This is a genomic window from Providencia sp. UF-183 (assembly GCF_058246155.1).
The window spans coordinates 39,681-57,217 of record NZ_JBSICD010000024.1 but is presented as its reverse complement, the minus strand read 5'-3'; the positions used below and the strand labels follow the sequence as shown (position 1 = coordinate 57,217).

Here is a 17,537-nt window from a genome sequence, read left to right as displayed (position 1 = left end):
TCATTTTATTTTTCAGTTCTAGGTTCGGAATTATTGATGAGTCAGCAAGATCACAGCCCATCTAAGCGCCGTTTTATCCAAGGCGCCGCCGCAGTTATGTTACTGAGCGTCAGCCCATTCGGTTTTTCTGCGAATAGCAGCGTGATTGCTGTGCGTATTTGGCCAGCGTCGAGTTACACTCGAGTAACGCTTGAATCGAGTGTTCCGCTAAAGTATCGCCAGTTTGTACTAAATAACCCGGAGCGTATCGTTGTTGATCTTGAGGGCGTACAGTTAAATAACGTCCTTAAACAGATGGGAACTCAAATTCAAACGCGTGACCCTTACCTCAAATTGGTTAGGGTGGGGCAATTTGACCCTAAAACCGTACGCCTTGTTTTTGAAGTGAAAAATAAAGTGACCCCGCAATTCTTTACTATGTCGCCTGTTGGGGAGTTTAAACACCGCTTAGTCCTTGATTTCTATCCGGGTAAAGGTGTAGATACCAGTGATGATCCACTGTTAGCATTACTCGAGGACTACAATAAAGGCGACCTCGAAGAAAGTATGCCAGTACAAGCGAAGAAACCAGGTAAGGCTGGGACGGATCGCCCGATTATCATTATGATTGACCCTGGACATGGTGGGGAAGACCCCGGTGCGATAGGGAAATATAAAACACGTGAAAAAGATGTTGTCTTGCAAATTGCACGGCGCTTAAAAGCGTTGATTGATAAAGACCCCAAAATGCGTGCATATATGACGCGTAATGAAGATGTGTTTATTCCACTTAAGGTACGTGTCGCAAAAGCACGTAAAATGCAGGCTGATTTATTTGTGTCTATTCATGCGGATGCATTTACTAACCGTTCAGCACATGGCTCGTCAGTATTTGCATTATCGACTAAAGGGGCAACCAGCAACACGGCTCGTTACCTTGCTCAAACACAGAATGAGGCTGATTTAATCGGTGGGGTTAGCAAGAGCGGGGATGTGTATCTTGATCACACAATGCTAGATTTAGTCCAGACAGCGACAATTAACGATAGCTTAAAATTTGGTGATGAAGTACTCAAGCGTATGGGGAAAGTCAACCGGTTGCATAAAAACAAGGTTGATCAAGCAGGGTTTGCTGTACTCAAAGCCCCTGAAATTCCTTCAATATTAGTTGAAACTGCGTTTATCAGTAACCTAGAAGAAGAGCGTAAGTTGAAGACGGCTAAGTTCCAACAACAGATGGCAGAGTCTATTTTTGAAGGAATAAAAGCGTATTTTCGCAACGGTGGTGAGTTAGCGATCCGCAACTAGTTATTGCAAATAGTGGACAAAGAGGTGATAAGCAAAAGCGAGTCGCCTTTTTTTATGTGCAAAAAACGAAAGAGATAATTGATAAGTTTGAGAGAGAGTGTGGTACTAGAAGAGAAAATTGGTTGCGGGGGCTGGATTTGAACCAACGACCTTCGGGTTATGAGCCCGACGAGCTACCAAGCTGCTCCACCCCGCGACTGAAGAAGTAAAAAAATTGGTTGCGGGAGCTGGATTTGAACCAACGACCTTCGGGTTATGAGCCCGACGAGCTACCAAGCTGCTCCATCCCGCGACTGAATTCTTTACAACGTTTTGATTTTTTTACTGCTTTACTGATTAAATCAGTATTGGTTGCGGGGGCTGGATTTGAACCAACGACCTTCGGGTTATGAGCCCGACGAGCTACCATGCTGCTCCACCCCGCGTCCGATAGCGGGCACTATACTCGGGATGAGATCTGATGCAAGTTTTTTCGTGTTTTTTTTTCACATTTCGCACTCTACAGAACAAAATACGCACGGAATGACTAATTTTTAAACTTTATTGGCGTAGCAGAGAAAAATAATTTAACTAAATATGTTTACACGTTTCATTCCCATTTTGGGTTTGCTATTGTGCATTTCATATTGGATTGTTGGATGCGTTTGGGTGGTGGAGCATGAATTTAGGATTAATGAAGGTAATTAATAAGCTGGCGGAAGCAAAATGGTCGGCAGCCAATAAATGGATAATCACAGGGGTCTTTTTTTCACTGTTGGCAGGATGCCAAACTCATCCAACAGATAAAGGCCAACAATACAAAGATGGTCGTCTTATTGAAGACTTACAAAAAGTTAATCTGGTGAATGTTCAAGGTAAACCAATAAACACACCTGACTTTAACCAACAAGTGGTTGAAATTCAAAAAGCCTCTCCACGTTTATTTCAAAATAACCGTGATACCTATCATGCGATTGAGAATTGGTTAATGGCGGGAGGAAACCCCGCCCAGTTAGCCAGTTTCAATTTATCTGCATTTCAAATGGAAGGTGCGGATAACTACGGAAACGTGCAGTTTACGGGGTATTACACACCAGTTATTGAAGCAAGACGTTCACCTCAGGGGGAATTCCGTCACCCTTTGTATGGTATGCCAGCAAAAGGAAAGACTCGATTACCTAGCCGAGCGGCTATTTATAACGGGGCATTGAGCAATAACCTTATTTTGGCTTACAGCAATTCTGCTGTTGATAACTTTATGATGGAAGTGCAAGGCAGTGGTTATGTTGATTTTGGCGATGGTAGCCCTCTGAATTTCTTTGGTTATGCGGGGAAAAATGGCCATGCCTATAAAAGCATAGGTAAAGTACTTGTTGACCGGGGTGAGGTTCCATTAAGCCAAATGTCTTTGCAAGCTATCCACGATTGGACAAATAGCCACAGTGAGCAAGAAGTTCGCCAATTATTAGAGGAAAATCCATCGTTTGTTTTCTTCAAACCGCAATCTTTTGTACCTGTAAGAGGCGCAAGTGCAGTTCCATTGATAGCAAAAGCATCCGTTGCATCAGATAAAACGTTGATCCCCGCAGGAACCGCTTTGCTAGCAGAAATCCCTGTTTTAGACAGCAATGGTAAATTTACGGGGCAATACGAAATGCGTATGATGGTTGCCTTGGATGTGGGTGGGGCGATTAAAGGTCACCACTTCGATATTTACCACGGAACAGGCCATGATGCAGGTAAAATGGCAGGTTTTTATAACCATTATGGGCGCGTTTGGGTGCTGAAAAAGAGCCAGCCCCTTTTTGGTGCAATGTAATTAGCGTTTAACTAAGGTTGTTTGTCATTATGCAAGCTAAGCTTTCAGATGCTTGGATGCAGCGTTTTGCTGGGATCGGGCGTTTATATGGGCAACAAGCCCTCCATCTTTTTGCGCGTTCCCATGTTTGTGTCGTTGGGGTTGGTGGGGTCGGAGTGTGGGCTGCGGAAGCGCTTGCTCGTTCCGGTATTGGGGCTATCACCTTAATTGATATGGATGATATTTGCGTCACCAATACGAACCGCCAATTACATGCCATTAAATCAACGGTTGGATTGCCAAAGGTTGAGGTGATGAAAGCACGCATTTTGGAGATTAATCCAGAATGCGTGGTGAATGTAATTGATGATTTCATCACTGTCGATAATGTCGCTCAGTACTTCGGTACGGGCTTTGATTACGTTATTGATGCCATTGATAGTGTTAGGCCTAAAGCGGCGCTACTGGCTTATTGTAGGCGCTTTAAAATCCCTGTAGTCACAACGGGCGGGGCGGGTGGTCAAATTGATCCAACCCAAATACAAGTGGCAGATTTGGCAAAAACCATTCAAGACCCTTTAGCGGCAAAGCTTCGTGAGAGGCTAAAGTCAGACTTTAATGTTGTCAAAAATGGTAAAGGTAAACTGGGGATTGATTGCGTGTTTTCCACCGAGCAGCTTGTTTATCCGCAAAGCGATGGCACTGTCTGCGCTGCAAAAAGCACCGCTGATGGTTCTAAGCGAATGGATTGTGCGTCTGGTTTTGGTGCTGTGACCATGGTTACGGCCAGTTTTGGTTTTATTGCTGTGGCACATGCGTTGAAAAAGATGATGGCGAAAGCCCAAAGAGATGCGGAAAAAAGTCATTAGCAGTAAAGAGGCTATTGCGATAGATAGCCTCTTTCATTGATTAGGCGGGTGTCATTTCATTGGCAATATTTTGAATTGCCGTGATTAATGACTGGATCCCATTTTGGCGTGACTCGCTAAGCTGGCTAGGTAAACCTGTTTTTTCGAGTAACTCATTAAAATCAAGCTCCGTGATTTCCTTTGCAGTTTTCTGTTCAATAGCGGCTAATAAAATCGCAAAAAGCCCTTTTACCACTCGCCCTTCACTATCGCCATAGAAGTGAAAGGTCTCATCATCATTAATCAGCGCGCCAATCCATACGCGATTTTCGCAGCCTTTCACTTCTTGAGTTTGTTGTTTCTCATCATCCGTTAATGCAGGTAACTGCCTTGCTAATTGTATTAGCAAACGGTACTTATCTTCCCATGCTTTATGTGTGGAGAACTGTTCAACTATTTCCTGAATTCCAATCTCTGTACCAAAAGGGTGCGGAGCAAGTTCATATTTAGTCGAAGTCATTAGGCTTCCTTTTTATATTTAGTATTAATTTAGTCATTGAGTATTGAAAGAGAGAATGTGACCGCATGAATAAGCTTATCAATATCTTGCAAGTTATTGTATGGCATCACAGAGATGCGTATGCAGCCACTAATATTCAAGGCATCCATTAAAGGTTGAGCACAATGCTGACCATAGCGTAATGCAATGTGCTGTTCAGTCAAGAGCACACCTAAGTCGCTATGGTGAATACCTTCAAAATTAAATGAAAGTAAAGGTGAATTAGGTACACTATAACCAATAAAACCTGGAATGCGTGAGAGTTTTCTATATGTTAGCTCAATAAGTGAGCAGGTATAAGCTTCTGCTTGCACTAAATCGATAGATTGGATCCACTCAAGAACCGCTGAAAAAGCAATCACACCCGCAATATTAGGGGTACCAGCTTCGAAACATTGAGGGATTGGTGCTGGCGTGAAACCATCGAAGGTCACCTCAGTCAACATTTTTCCCCCGCCATGCCAAGGTGCCATCGCATTTAATAATTCTGTTTTCCCATAACAAACACCAAGGCCTGTTGGGCCATACAGTTTGTGGGCAGAAAAAGCGTAAAAATCGATATCCTCTGCACTTACATCAACTGGGCAATGAACAACACCTTGTGCACCATCAACGATAACCAGCGCCCCAATTTGATGAGCAAGAGAAGTAATTACCGCTAAATCAGGCTGGAAGCCTGTGACGTTCGACATTTGCGTAATAGCAATGGCTTTAGTTTTGCTGTTTAGCAGTGATTTTAACGTCTCTAAACTGAGTGAGGCATCTTGCTCGATGGGCCATTTTATAATTTTAGCGCCAGTTTGCTCAGCGACTATCATCCACGGTAATAAATTTGAGTGGTGTTCTATTTCACTGACAATAATTTCATCCCCGTTCTTTAATAAGGGGCGAAAATAGCTCTGAGCGATTAAATTAATCGACTCAGTTGTGCCGCGTGTCCAAATAATATTATTTGCAGAGGGGGCATTGATGAGTTTTGCTGCTCTAACACGGCCTAATTCATAATCACGAGTTAATTTCAATGACTCAGGTGATTGTCCACGGTAAACCGAGCTACCAGATAAGCGATAGTAATCGTTTGAAGCCTCAATCATAGCGAGCGGTTTTAATGAAGTTGCTGCGCTATCAAAAAACAGTGTTGAGGTATTTATCGCAGGGAATGCATGGCGAAATGAGGTAGCACTAAAATGATCCATGGGTTCTTTCTTTTTGGTCAATATTATCTGTGTAATCTGATAGTTGCATGTATTGGCTATAGATATGTACATTTATCGGTACATTATTGACTATTTTTTGATTAATTTAAACTCGTCATTTTTCCATCTAAACATTGAAATATTTTGTTACGTTTGGTATTACTTATTAGCAATATTGAGAGTAGTTATTTATGATGTTTTAGAGTTTTGTATCACAATGTGGCCAATTTTAATTCTTGGTTCTTTTTTCAATATATAAATTGAATCATTTTCAGGAATTATCTTAAATATCTAACTTAACATTTTTTCTGTACACTAGTAACTATCTATAGCTATATGTATTTATTAAGTTAAATTGCTTATTTTCACTAAGTAGATACTAGTAAAAAAACACAAAAAAAAGCACCGCATGTTGGCGGTGCACTATAAAAAATCACTATGGACAGACAGGGTAAATGTACAGGAAGTGAAAAAACAGTAGCAAAAGCTACAAAGTCTGGTTCAACCAGACAACTTGCAAACACAACATCACAACCACAAAGCCAAAAGTTTCAAAGTAACCAAACTCTGTAACTTTTCGTTCCGGCTTAGGAAGTGCGCATACTATAGGTATTTACTGGCAGATCCTCAAGGGACAAATTATAATGCTTCGGATGAAAAAAACTAATGTATAACGAGATGCCGAGTCGACGTAATTATGTCTAAGAGATTACCGCCACTGAATGCCCTGAGAGTATTTGACGCAGCTGCACGTCATTTAAGTTTTACTAAGGCAGCAGAAGAATTATTTGTCACTCAAGCCGCAGTGAGTCACCAAATGAAATCTTTGGAAGATTTCCTTGGCTTGAAGCTATTTCGCCGTCGCAATCGTTCATTATTGTTAACGGAAGAAGGTCAGAGCTATTATCTTGATATTAAAGAAATATTCTCTTCTTTAAACGAAGCGACGCGTAAATTACAAGCACGAAGTGCCAAAGGGGCATTAACGGTGAGTTTATCACCCAGTTTTGCTATCCAATGGCTGGTACCTAGGCTTTCAGGATTTAATCAAGCTTATCCAGGAATTGATGTTCGTATCCAAGCTGTTGATAGAGAAGAAGATAAACTCGCCGATGATGTGGATGTGGCGATTTTTTATGGGAGAGGAAACTGGAGCGGTCTTAGGACAGATAGGCTGTATGCAGAATATTTGATGCCAGTTTGTGCCCCCTCGTTAATGACAGGGGAAAACCAGCTAAAAAATCCAGAAGATTTGGCTAAACATACGTTACTCCATGACTCTTCACGTAAAGACTGGCAATCGTATGTTAAGCAACTAGAGTTACAGAATATCGTTAATGTACAGCAAGGGCCTATTTTTAGTCACAGTGCGATGGTTATCCAAGCTGCTGTGCATGGGCAAGGTGTTGCATTAACCAATAATGTAATGGCAAAGAATGAAATTGACGCAGGGCGTTTAGTTTGTCCCTTTAGCGAGGTGTTAGTTAGCAAAAATGCGTTTTATTTAGTTTGCCAAGAAAGTCAGGCTGACTTAGGCAAAATAGCTGCATTTCGCCAGTGGATCCTTGCGCAAGCAGCGAGTGAACAAGAAAAATTAGGCTTTATTACGGGTGACCAAGATGTGGCGCTTATTCAGTAATCAAGTATTTAAACAAAAGGTGTTACTGTGAATAGTCGTTTGATGTTAATTTTCGCTGGGATTAGTGGCTTTTTTACTGTTGCTTTTGGAGCAATAGGTTCTCATGCGTTATCGTCAATTATGAGTGTCCATCAAATGGACTGGATTGAAACTGGATTGCGTTATCAGATGTTGCACACAATTGCATTAATGGTATTAGGTGCAATTTTATTACGTAAAGTGATCCTATGGTTTTATTGGTCAGGTGTTTTTTTCTCTGTTGGGATACTTCTTTTTAGCGGTAGTCTTTATTGTATGGCCCTATTGCAGGTAAAATACTTTTCTTATTTTACGCCAATAGGGGGAGTTTGTTTCCTGATTGGTTGGTTGTTAGTTGTTATTGGCGCTATGCGTCTAAGGAAATCGGCGTCACGCAATGAGTAATAAGATTGCACTTTATTGTCGACCAGGCTTTGAAAAAGAGTGCGCAGCAGAGATTACAGATAAAGCCGGGCAAAAAGAAATTTACGGTTTTGCCCGCGTAAAAGAAAATAGTGGTTATGTCATTTTTGAGTGCTATCAAGCAGAAGATGCGGATACACTCGCGCGTATGTTGCCTTTTCGTGAGTTAATTTTTGCTCGCCAGATGATTGTCGTTGGTGATTTATTAAAAGACTTACCGCCTGAAGACCGCATTACACCAATAGTCAGCGCGTTAAGCCAACAAGTGGCGAGAGCGGGTGATATCCGTGTTGAAGTGGCTGATACCAACGAATCAAAAGAGTTGATGAAGTTTTGCCGTAAATTTACGGTGCCTTTACGTAATGCATTGCGTAAAGAGAAAATTTTACTTCCTCTTGAGAACTTTAAGCGCCCAGTTATCCATGTTTTTTTCATCGCTCCAGGTTGTTGCTACACAGGTTATTCGTACACCAACAATAGCTCGAATTTCTATATGGGTATTCCTCGCTTAAAATTCCCGTCTGATGCGCCTAGCCGTTCTACTTTGAAGTTAGAAGAAGCATTTCATGTCTTTATCCCTTACGAAGAGTGGGATGAACGCCTTGCTAGCGGAATGAAAGCTGTCGATTTAGGGGCATGCCCGGGTGGTTGGACTTACCAACTTGTGAAACGCAGCATGATGGTTCACGCGGTGGATAATGGCCCGATGGCAGAAAGTTTGATGGATACAGGGCAAGTTACTCATCATCGAGTGGATGGCTTTAAGTTTCAACCGTCATCCCAGAATATTACATGGTTAGTGTGTGATATGGTTGAAAAACCTGCCAAAGTGGCTGCATTGATGACAGATTGGTTAGCCCAGGGTTGGTGCCGTGAGGCGATATTTAACCTAAAACTGCCAATGAAAAAGCGCTATGAAGAAGTTTCACACATCTTAGAAAAGATGCAGGTGCAACTGAAGGAACGAGGCATAAATGTGCTCATTCAGGCTAAGCAGCTTTATCATGACCGCGAAGAAGTGACTGTGCATGTGATGCGTGTTTGGTCAGCAAACCCAATGGCGCGTGAATTTTATTAATTCATCAAACCAATAAGAAAGGCCACTCATTAACTAAGTGGCCTTTTTGTTTTTATTAGTTGGCTATATAACGCAGCTGATTGAGATTCCCTTGTAGTGCAATATCCGTTTTTAACGTTGCTATATCGCGGCAAATAAGTGCAATTTCTTGCTGATTAGCTAGCTTTTTCTGCCATTTATCTTCAAGTTTATCTAAATTCGCAAACAAATTTTCGATAGAGTGATATTGCTGCAATAGTGTTGTTGCGCTTTTTGGACCAATGCCTGCAACGCCGGGAACCTTACTGCTGCTAATACCTGCAAGTCCCCAATAATCAGGAAGTTGTTCTGGTGAAACACCAAATTCTTTTTCAATAAAAGGGATATCTAACCAGCGCTTTTGAAAATAATCGCGAATTCGCAGATTAGGTGAAAGCAGTTGGCAATAACCTTTATCTGTAGAAACGATGGTCACGGTATGCCCTGATCCCGCGATGCGAGTTGCCAAGGTAGCCGCTAAATCATCTGCTTCATCCCCTTCAGATTGCCAGCAGTGGATGCCTTTTTCCGTAAATAAAGCCATTAATGCGGGGAGCTCAGCATGCAAATCTTCAGGCATCGGTGACCGGCCAGCTTTGTAATCAGGCAACTTTTCATGACGCCAGCTTTGGTGGCGGCCTTCTTCGTCAAACATTGCCACAATGTGCGTGGCATCTGTATGGGCAATCAACTGAGATATTGCAGATAAACAGGTTTCTCCACACGGGCTTCCTTGCACCGCGTGGATACGGCGTATCAAATTTAATGCATCAATAATTAATAAATGGATCATAAATACGCCATCACTGATTTATTTCACGATTTCGTAGCAAGGCTCATATGCAGTACCACCGGGTAATTTCATACGATGCTGCTCAACAAAGCCTTGTAATAACACATCCATACGTTTCATGAGCTCGCTATCACCGTGAATTTTGAATGGACCGTGTTTTTCAATCGCTTTCATACCAAACTCTTTCACGTTACCTGCGACGATACCAGAGAAGGCACGGCGTAAATCTGAAGCCAGCTTCTCAGGCGCTTGCCCCGGATGAAGATTCAGCGAAGCCATATTTTCATGAGTCGGTTCAAACGGGTGCTGTAAGTCGTGGGCAATTTTGATTGACCAGTTGAAGCTATATGCATCACCTGTGCTGCGGCGATTTTCTTTCACTTGTGGCATGCTTCTTTTCATTACGCGGGCGACTTCTTGAGCATCATCAATAATGATTTGGTAGTGCTTGCTCGCGTCATCCCCTAAAGTATGTCGGATGAAGTCATCTAATACTTCAAAGTATTCTGCACTTTCTTTCGGACCCGTTAAAATAAGTGGCAAAACTTGCTCTTTATTGGCAGGATCCATCAAGATCCCCAGTAAATACAGCAATTCTTCAGCAGTACCAACGCCGCCCGGGAAAATAATAATGCCATGGCCCAAACGAACAAACGCTTCTAAACGTTTTTCGATGTCAGGCATAATAATGAGTTCGTTAACTAATGGGTTAGGTGGCTCAGCCGCAATGATAGAAGGTTCGGTTAATCCAATGAAGCGGCTATCTTTATACTGTTGTTGTGCGTGACCAACCGCAGCGCCTTTCATTGGGGCTTCCATTGCACCCGGCCCACAACCTGTACAGATATTTAATTCACGCAAGCCCAGCTCATTACCAACTTTACGCCCATATTGATACTCAATTTCGTTAATTGAGTGACCGCCCCAGCAGACTATCATGCTTGGGTCATCATCAATATGTAATGCGCGAGCATTGCGCAGGATGGAGAAAATCATATTGGTGATGTGCGTTCCATTTTCGGTATCAAAATGGAATTGCTCTTTAGCTTGGTTAATTTGCGCGTGGACGAACAAAATATCGCGTAAGACGGCAAATAGGTTTGCTTGCAAAGTGCGAATAATTTTACCATCAACAAACGCTTTTTCTGGTGGCTCTATAAGCTCAAGTTTTACACCACGTTCACGGCGTAATACGTTGATATCAAAGTCTTTACTTTTTTCGAGTAATTCTTTACTGCTATCAGTAAGGCTTCCTGAATGTAAAACCGCTAATGAGCAGTTTCTAAATAACTGGTATAAATCGCTACTTGCGGTGCGTTTAAGCATGTCAACTTCAAGTTGCGAGAGTAGATCCATAGATCCTAATGGACTGATATGCGTAATCAAGTAGTACTCCTTTACCCCATGGGTTCTTGATAGGTGAATTGTACAGCAAATACGTTAAAGTATTTACTTTTCAACTGTTTTCAAGCATTTATCAACTACATGCGTACTATTGGCGTGCTAAGCGGCCAAGTTCAGGTTCAAAATTTTCATTGCTACGCCATGGGTTAATGTCCAGTCCTCCACGGCGGGTGTATCGAGCATAGACACTCAGTTTTTCTGGTTTACACAACTGCATAATATCGTTAAAGATACGTTCAACACATTGCTCATGAAACTCATTATGGTGACGGAATGAAACTAAATATCGTAAAAGTGCTTCATGGCTGATTTTAGGGCCAGAGTAGTGAATTTGTACAGAGCCCCAGTCAGGTTGATTTGTAATCAAGCAATTCGACTTTAACAAGTGACTGACTAATGTTTCTTCAACAATCTCTTCTTGAGTGCAACCCGCTAGATAGTCACGGTTAAACTCATACTGTTCGATAGTGATATCTTGCTCATCAATACACTGCCCTTTAAATGGCAGGATGGGCTGATGAGAAAAAGCCTCTAGCTTATGAAGTGTAACGTCAACTTTGCCATTAGCACAGCGGCTTAAATCATTTTGTAAAACGCTTCGCACATTTTCCCAAGTTTCAAAGCGAGTTTGATTAAAACTGTTGAGATACAACTTAAAACTTTTAGACTCAATGAGGTTATCACTTGTTGCGTTTACACTGATTGAGCCAATGGCGACTTGAGGCACGCCACGTTGATTTAGCCACGAAATTTCATATAAGGTCCAAATATCCGCACCGTGGAATGGCAATGCATTTGCGTAAATCCCTAATGGATCACGATTTAGGCTCCGTGGGACGGGTTGCAGCAGTGAAGCATCATATTGGTCATGATAAGCCGTTTTTTTCCCAAGCGTTAAATTGTCTAATGCAGGATTGTTCTGGTAGTGTGACATAGTGATCCTTATACTTCATAAACACAATGAGGCTAAAAGGCAGAATGTGTACATTTTATTCGCCTACAAACATCTGTCATAATACCATTTATCCATCATATTGACGTCTAGCAATTTAGGCTAGCCGTAAAAAATACGTAATTATGAATACAATACTCTCTCAAGCACTACAGCGTTTTACTCAAAACTACATGTCAGCGTGGGAACAACAAACGGGGTTACCACCCGCATCCACTGATTTATATGGTATTCCATCCCCTTGCATTGTACGAACAGGGGAAAACTGGGTTTATTGGGAGCCTCAGGCATTCCCAATCAAAGATGCGCATTTAAATAAAGTCGCAACTGCCTTGGATATCAGTTTGCAAAGTGATATCCATGACTTTTACACAACTCAGCTTGCTGGGGATATGAAAGCCACATTTCGTGATATTACGGTAAGTTTGGTACAAGTTTGGAATGAAGAGGATTTTATTCGCTTACAAGAAAATTTAATTGGTCATTTAGTGACACAAAAGCGCTTAAAATTATCACCAACCTTGTTTATCGCAACAATAGACTCTGAAATTGAAATGATCTCACTTTGCAATTTGACTGGGGAAGTGATTTTAGAAAAATTTGGTAGCCAAGAACGGCGCGTCCTTTCGCCAAATTTAGCGAGTTTTATTGAGGAGTTAGTTCCTGTTGTCGAACCGCAGGGGTAAGTATTTTAGGATAAATGGTGTAAGTAAAAGCTTACAATTGGGTTGAGCTATTTCTTAAAATTATTTCATTTTATTGAAATGATAATTATTTCACTTTTAATTTCATGACGTTACTACCGAAAAAGATAATGCTGTTTTTTCAACCCCATTTTTGTTTGCTCTGCTAGGTTGTTTCATTAATAGATTTAATACATTCTTATGCCGCTGGACAGGGTAAGTTCGTTTAGCTTTTATACAGCACGATGTATAAAAAAATCAAAACCAAGCGATGGAGCGCTAAATAGGCAGGAACGACCTATTAAAGTGTTTTTATTCAACAGGACGTTGAGCGACAGGAAGTCGTTTTGCAGGATGCATAAGCGTATAAAATGTGAAGTTAAGCCAGTCGACCTTATTTAGGCCGGCTGGCTTTTTTGTGAGTTTAGCTCAAATGAGTTGAATTCGCGCTGAGCGAGGCAATAATCTCTTGGCTCATTGCATCACGAAGTGCTTCACGTCGGCGAAACTCAGCTCGGCGCTGGCTTTTTACTGATTCGATATCGCGAACAGGTTCTTGCAATGGGAGCTGGTACCAACCATCAGAGGTCAATGTTGCACTGCATTCTTGCCAAAAGGTATCGTAACTTGATTTTAAGTGCTGGCTCTTAATGTGGCTATTGTTTGCAATGCCTTGGATGGACGTCACTTTGAAATAAGCAGCGACCGCATATACCGCAGACATTAATAAGTTTTTTGGTCTCATTCCATGCATTTGTTTGGTAATTAGGCGAACTTGCTCAACACTTTGATCCGTTGATGGCCCTTGCAGTGAACACACATAGAGTTGCCCTTCAGGCCCAAATGAAAAACTCATTAAATAGATATCATCACCTGTTTCATTGCGCAGATGTAAAGTGAGATCACCTTCCCTTGGATATTGGGAATAAATTAAGGTAAGTTGGGCAAAATCGCCGGATTTTAGCTCAATATTTGCAACGGTTAACCCCTCACGTTTCGCCGAAAACATCTTTTCAATGGCTTCTGAGGTAAAGGTTTTTTCAATTAAATTCAGCGTGTAGCTTGCTGTAAGCAATTTTTGCTTTCCACTCCAAGCTTTATGTAGATATTTATTGATTGGGCGCTCAATAAATTGAGGAACTCCATCAATTGCAGAGGCGAGCTGAGCACTTTGGAATGTCTGGCACATGCTTTGGTATTGTTGATACTGCCTTGAAGGGAGCTTCCCAATACGAACTTTTCTTTTGAGCTCGGTAAGTTTATGACTGAATGCTTTCCAAGCTTTGTTTTCCTTACGCCACTGCTTTAGTAATCCCATAGATAAACCATTTTATTGTTAATTATTTCGCTAAAATTAAATTAAAAAAAACATTTAATTATATGTGTATGTACCCTAACAAAGTATCAACGAAATTTATTGAATTGCATTTTTTTGAATAAATAAATGCAATAGAAATAAATAAGCTTGTATATAAGGTCGACCAACCCCATTTATCCGACAGAATCGTTGGCAAAATTACAGTATATTTCGCAGCATAAAGGCTAAAAGGTTTAAATATGAATACTGAACAACGCATTGTTGAAAAGCTTCGTCATCTCGAAGACGAAATGAAATTAAAATTATTGTGGCGTGAGCATCCTCCAGAACAAGATGCGTTTAAAAGCGTAGAGCCATTTTGCATCGATACGATGGAGGCTTTGGAGTGGCTACAGTGGATTTTAATTCCACGTTTACAAGCGATTATTGACCAAGGTGGTACGTTACCTGCAAATTTTGCGCTCGCACCGTATTTTGAAGAAGCGTATAAGCATGACGAAGAAGAACAATACGTGGTTATTATCCAGCATTTGCGTGAGCTAGACAGCATTTTTTCGACTAATCAGGGTGATTGATGTTAGAAATCATTTATCAAGATGAATATATGATTGCGGTGAATAAGCCCGCAGGAATGTTGGTTCATCGCAGTTGGTTAGATAGCAAAGAAACCGTTTTTGTGATGCAAACTTTGCGCGACCAAATTGGCCAATATGTTTATCCCATTCATCGGCTAGATAGGCCAACATCGGGTATTTTACTATTTGCTTTATCAAGTGAAGTAGCAAGGTTGCTTGCTGCTCAGTTTGAAAACCATCAGTTAGAGAAAACCTATCATGCGATTGTGCGGGGGTATCTAACTGATGAGCAAACTATTGATTACCCGTTGCTGGAAGAGCTAGATAAAATCGCAGACAAACATGCTACTCGGGAACCGGTGCTGCAAGAGTGCATTACCCATTGTCGGCCAATTGCGACGGTGGAATGCCCTGTGGCGATTGGCCGCTATGAAACCGCACGGTTTAGTTTGGTAGAGTTAATGCCAGAAACAGGCCGAAAACATCAGCTCAGGCGACATATGTCCCACTTACGCCACCCTATTATTGGTGATAGCAAGCATGGCGACTTACGACAAAACAGAGGCGTATCTGAGCATTTTTCAGTTTCTCGTTTGATGTTGCACGCAAGCCAATTAAATTTAAGTCACCCTATAACAGAAGAAAATATATCACTGGTTGCACCTTGGGATGCACAATGGATCTCATTGACTGAGCAGTTTGGGTGGTCAGCGCAAGTCGCTAATCTAGCTATAAAAGTTATTAATCCGTCAGTTTAAATTAAATTTAGAGGGAGGCGTTATGTCAAAAGTAGGTATTTTTGTCGGTACTGTCTATGGCAACTCTTTAGCTGTGGCAGAAATCGCACAAGAAATCTTAGAGGAAAGAGGGCATGAAGTGGTTGTCTTTGATGAGCCCACTCTGAATGATTGGCAATTGTATAATTCAGGAAATGAAATTGCGTTGATTGTAACCTCATCGACAGGGCAAGGGGACCTTCCTGATACCATCGCACCACTTTTTAATGAAATCAATGATGTTGTTGGTTATCAGCCCGATTTACGTTATGGCTTAATTGCATTAGGTGATAGCAGTTATGAAAGCTTTTGTGGCGCAGGTCTACGGTTTGATGAAGTGTTAACTGAGCAATCCGCCACACGTATCGGTGATATTCTTTTTATTGATGCGATAGAAGTGGATACCCCCGAAGAGTTTGCAAAACCGTGGGTTGAAGCGTGGAGTGAATTACTGTAAGTGCCTGCACCGTGAAATAGCCCTTTTCGATACAAATTTAGGTGATTTCACGGCGCAGTAAATCTCTGACAAGTTGGCTATTTACGAGTCAGTTTTTCCAAGTCAGCTTCAATTTCTGCAATTTTGTTTGAAACCACATGTTCTAAATGACGTAAGTCATCAAGAATCTTGTGTTTTAAATCGATATCAGTTTTATCTGTTTGGCAAATTTGGTCGAGTTCTTCAATAGCATAACGAAGGTTAGTATTGATTTCGTGAATTTCTTTGAAATTATTACCCCCATCCGCAATGGTTTTACGCTGGCGTGGGTATTTAAATTTGACGCTTTTTGCAAAAAACTCCCCTTTGTCTTTACGGAAGTAAATTTTCAAAATATCGTTATTTGCTTCTTGGCGCAGGGTATAACGGTCAATATCCTGAGGGTTACTAATGCCTAAACTTTTCAAATTATCGTACATGTTAGCTCGCTTAACTGTAGAGACAGAGTCGGTGAACAAAATAATTGTGTGAGCAGGCCGTAACAATACCGGTCTATTTCTCTTTTATTGTGCTATTGACCTAAAGACGTAAATAACATTAAGCCATTACGTAAATAGCATCATGATAATGAAAAATAAAATAATACAGTTTTATTGATGGTAAACGGCAAAAGCCACGAACATATTATGCGCGATTTCTTGAAATTGACCAACTTCTCTTTGCAATAAACCGATAAAAAGGGAAAGGCGAGATAGGGGAAGATAAGGGAACTTGGCCACCCGAGCTGCATACAGAGTATGCATTTCGGGATAGCTTCGTTTTACCAGATTACTGCTAACTAATTCAAAAACAGCAGTAAAAGGTTAAGGGGGTAAACTGTTAGAAAATTAGTTATTCATCAATAGTTCTTAATAATTCATTGATGCCAACTTTTCCGCGAGTTTTTTCATCCACTTTTTTGACAATCACGGCGCAATATAAGCTGTAGCGGCCATCTTTCGATGGTAAATTACCCGACACAACGACAGATCCCGCTGGAACGCGCCCATAAAAAATTTCACCTGTTTCTCGGTCGTAAATTTTGGTGCTTTGCCCCAGATAAACGCCCATAGAAATCACCGAGCCTTCCTCGACAATCACACCTTCAACAACCTCAGAGCGTGCGCCAATAAAACAATTATCTTCGATAATGGTTGGGTTAGCTTGTAATGGCTCTAATACGCCACCAATACCGACACCGCCAGATAAATGCACGTTTTTACCGATTTGCGCGCAAGAGCCCACGGTTGCCCACGTATCGACCATTGTCCCTTCATCGACATACGCCCCAATGTTCACATAAGATGGCATAAGTACGCTATTTTTAGCGATATAAGCACCTTTACGAACTGCTGCTGGTGGTACAACGCGAAAACCTTCTTTTTCGAAGCGTGCTTGATCGTAATCAGCGAATTTCATTGGTACTTTATCGAAATAACGACTTTCGGCACCGTCAATCACTTGATTGTCTTGGATACGAAATGACAGTAAGACGGCCTTTTTTAACCATTGGTGAGTAACCCATACACCCGCGATTTTTTCGGCAACGCGAAGTTTACCACTGTCTAATAGCGCGATAGTGTCTAAAACGGCCTGTTTAACGGGTGCTGAAACCGTGTTTGGTGTGATGCTAGCACGGTCTTCAAATGCGTTTTCAATGATCGCTTGTAAATGCTGCATTGATAGTATTTCCCTCTTGAATAACATAAAAGTGAGCG

General features: G+C 41.4%; 18 protein-coding genes and 3 tRNA genes. 10 read left to right on the top strand and 11 right to left on the bottom strand.

What is annotated here, in order from left to right:
• Positions 1-36: 36 nt before the first annotated feature.
• Positions 37-1,287 carry an N-acetylmuramoyl-L-alanine amidase AmiC gene (gene amiC, locus AC4IFT_RS18855; protein WP_490735856.1) on the top strand — a complete coding sequence of 417 codons (1,251 nt, stop codon included), beginning with the start codon at positions 37-39 and terminating at the stop codon, positions 1,285-1,287.
• Positions 1,288-1,406: 119 nt separating this feature from the next.
• Here amiC and AC4IFT_RS18850 read toward each other — a convergent pair.
• The 3 genes from AC4IFT_RS18850 to AC4IFT_RS18840 form a co-directional block, all read right to left on the bottom strand.
• Positions 1,407-1,483 (bottom strand) — tRNA-Met (locus tag AC4IFT_RS18850).
• A 19-nt stretch (positions 1,484-1,502) separates the two neighbouring features.
• Positions 1,503-1,579, bottom strand: a tRNA-Met gene (locus tag AC4IFT_RS18845).
• 56 nt (positions 1,580-1,635) lie between these two features.
• A tRNA-Met gene (locus tag AC4IFT_RS18840) sits at positions 1,636-1,712 on the bottom strand.
• 248 nt (positions 1,713-1,960) lie between these two features.
• Here AC4IFT_RS18840 and mltA point away from each other — a divergent pair.
• Together mltA and tcdA are read left to right on the top strand one after the other, a co-directional pair.
• Complete coding sequence (gene mltA / locus AC4IFT_RS18835; protein ID WP_490735901.1) at positions 1,961-3,085, top strand: murein transglycosylase A; 1,125 nt, start codon at positions 1,961-1,963, stop codon at positions 3,083-3,085.
• Between the two features lie 29 nt (positions 3,086-3,114).
• Complete coding sequence (gene tcdA / locus AC4IFT_RS18830; protein WP_490735854.1) at positions 3,115-3,933, top strand: tRNA cyclic N6-threonylcarbamoyladenosine(37) synthase TcdA; 819 nt, start codon at positions 3,115-3,117, stop codon at positions 3,931-3,933.
• 40 nt (positions 3,934-3,973) lie between these two features.
• Here tcdA and csdE read toward each other — a convergent pair whose 3' ends face one another.
• Complete coding sequence (gene csdE / locus AC4IFT_RS18825; protein ID WP_490735852.1) at positions 3,974-4,432, bottom strand: cysteine desulfurase sulfur acceptor subunit CsdE; 459 nt, start codon at positions 4,430-4,432, stop codon at positions 3,974-3,976.
• 29 nt (positions 4,433-4,461) lie between these two features.
• A complete protein-coding gene (gene csdA / locus AC4IFT_RS18820; RefSeq protein ID WP_490735850.1) occupies positions 4,462-5,667 on the bottom strand; it encodes a cysteine desulfurase CsdA in 1,206 nt (401 codons plus the stop codon).
• Between the two features lie 697 nt (positions 5,668-6,364).
• Between csdA and AC4IFT_RS18815 the strand changes: the two genes are divergently transcribed.
• Genes AC4IFT_RS18815 through rlmM form a run of 3 tightly spaced genes read left to right on the top strand, consistent with a single transcriptional unit; the run spans position 6,365 to position 8,825 of the window.
• Positions 6,365-7,306, top strand: coding sequence for a transcriptional regulator GcvA (locus AC4IFT_RS18815; RefSeq protein WP_490735848.1), 942 nt, complete (start codon positions 6,365-6,367; stop codon positions 7,304-7,306).
• A 27-nt stretch (positions 7,307-7,333) separates the two neighbouring features.
• Complete coding sequence (locus AC4IFT_RS18810) at positions 7,334-7,729, top strand: DUF423 domain-containing protein (RefSeq protein WP_206083735.1); 396 nt, start codon at positions 7,334-7,336, stop codon at positions 7,727-7,729.
• Positions 7,722-8,825: a 23S rRNA (cytidine(2498)-2'-O)-methyltransferase RlmM gene (gene rlmM, locus AC4IFT_RS18805; protein WP_490752255.1), complete on the top strand. Its 1,104-nt coding sequence runs from the start codon at positions 7,722-7,724 to the stop codon at positions 8,823-8,825. The genes AC4IFT_RS18810 and rlmM overlap by 8 nt, the downstream gene beginning before the upstream one ends.
• 55 nt (positions 8,826-8,880) lie before the next feature.
• On the opposite strand, the gene xni is transcribed toward rlmM, so the two are convergent.
• The 3 genes from xni to queF all read right to left on the bottom strand — a co-directional run bounded on the left by xni (position 8,881) and on the right by queF (position 11,974).
• Positions 8,881-9,636, bottom strand: coding sequence for a flap endonuclease Xni (gene xni / locus AC4IFT_RS18800; RefSeq protein WP_490752254.1), 756 nt, complete (start codon positions 9,634-9,636; stop codon positions 8,881-8,883).
• An 18-nt stretch (positions 9,637-9,654) separates the two neighbouring features.
• A complete protein-coding gene (gene ppnN, locus AC4IFT_RS18795; protein WP_353244429.1) occupies positions 9,655-11,022 on the bottom strand; it encodes a nucleotide 5'-monophosphate nucleosidase PpnN in 1,368 nt (455 codons plus the stop codon).
• Between the two features lie 106 nt (positions 11,023-11,128).
• On the bottom strand, positions 11,129-11,974 hold the full coding sequence (gene queF, locus AC4IFT_RS18790) for an NADPH-dependent 7-cyano-7-deazaguanine reductase QueF (RefSeq protein WP_490735843.1): 846 nt from the start codon (positions 11,972-11,974) through the stop codon (positions 11,129-11,131).
• A gap of 143 nt (positions 11,975-12,117) precedes the next feature.
• On the opposite strand from queF, the gene syd reads away from it, so the two are divergent.
• Positions 12,118-12,678, top strand: a complete 561-nt coding sequence (syd, locus tag AC4IFT_RS18785; protein WP_490735841.1) for a SecY-interacting protein — start codon at positions 12,118-12,120, stop codon at positions 12,676-12,678.
• A gap of 421 nt (positions 12,679-13,099) precedes the next feature.
• Here the strand turns inward: syd and AC4IFT_RS18780 are convergent, their stop codons facing one another.
• Positions 13,100-13,993, bottom strand: a complete 894-nt coding sequence (locus AC4IFT_RS18780; RefSeq protein ID WP_490752252.1) for a DUF535 family protein — start codon at positions 13,991-13,993, stop codon at positions 13,100-13,102.
• Positions 13,994-14,232: 239 nt separating this feature from the next.
• Between AC4IFT_RS18780 and AC4IFT_RS18775 the strand changes: the two genes are divergently transcribed.
• Genes AC4IFT_RS18775 through AC4IFT_RS18765 form a run of 3 tightly spaced genes read left to right on the top strand, consistent with a single transcriptional unit; the run spans position 14,233 to position 15,801 of the window.
• Positions 14,233-14,568, top strand: coding sequence for a YqcC family protein (locus tag AC4IFT_RS18775; RefSeq protein WP_490735837.1), 336 nt, complete (start codon positions 14,233-14,235; stop codon positions 14,566-14,568).
• The gene (truC, locus tag AC4IFT_RS18770; protein ID WP_490735836.1) at positions 14,568-15,326 is read left to right on the top strand and encodes a tRNA pseudouridine(65) synthase TruC; all 759 of its coding nucleotides are present in this window, start codon (positions 14,568-14,570) and stop codon (positions 15,324-15,326) included. The genes AC4IFT_RS18775 and truC overlap by 1 nt, the downstream gene beginning before the upstream one ends.
• Positions 15,327-15,348: 22 nt before the next feature.
• Positions 15,349-15,801, top strand: a complete 453-nt coding sequence (locus tag AC4IFT_RS18765) for a flavodoxin (protein ID WP_490735834.1) — start codon at positions 15,349-15,351, stop codon at positions 15,799-15,801.
• Positions 15,802-15,878: 77 nt separating this feature from the next.
• Here AC4IFT_RS18765 and AC4IFT_RS18760 read toward each other — a convergent pair whose 3' ends face one another.
• Together AC4IFT_RS18760 and dapD are read right to left on the bottom strand one after the other, a co-directional pair.
• Complete coding sequence (locus AC4IFT_RS18760; RefSeq protein ID WP_047755916.1) at positions 15,879-16,259, bottom strand: DUF3461 family protein; 381 nt, start codon at positions 16,257-16,259, stop codon at positions 15,879-15,881.
• 412 nt (positions 16,260-16,671) lie between these two features.
• Positions 16,672-17,499, bottom strand: a complete 828-nt coding sequence (gene dapD, locus AC4IFT_RS18755; protein ID WP_490735830.1) for a 2,3,4,5-tetrahydropyridine-2,6-dicarboxylate N-succinyltransferase — start codon at positions 17,497-17,499, stop codon at positions 16,672-16,674.
• Between the last annotated feature and the right edge of the window lie 38 nt (positions 17,500-17,537).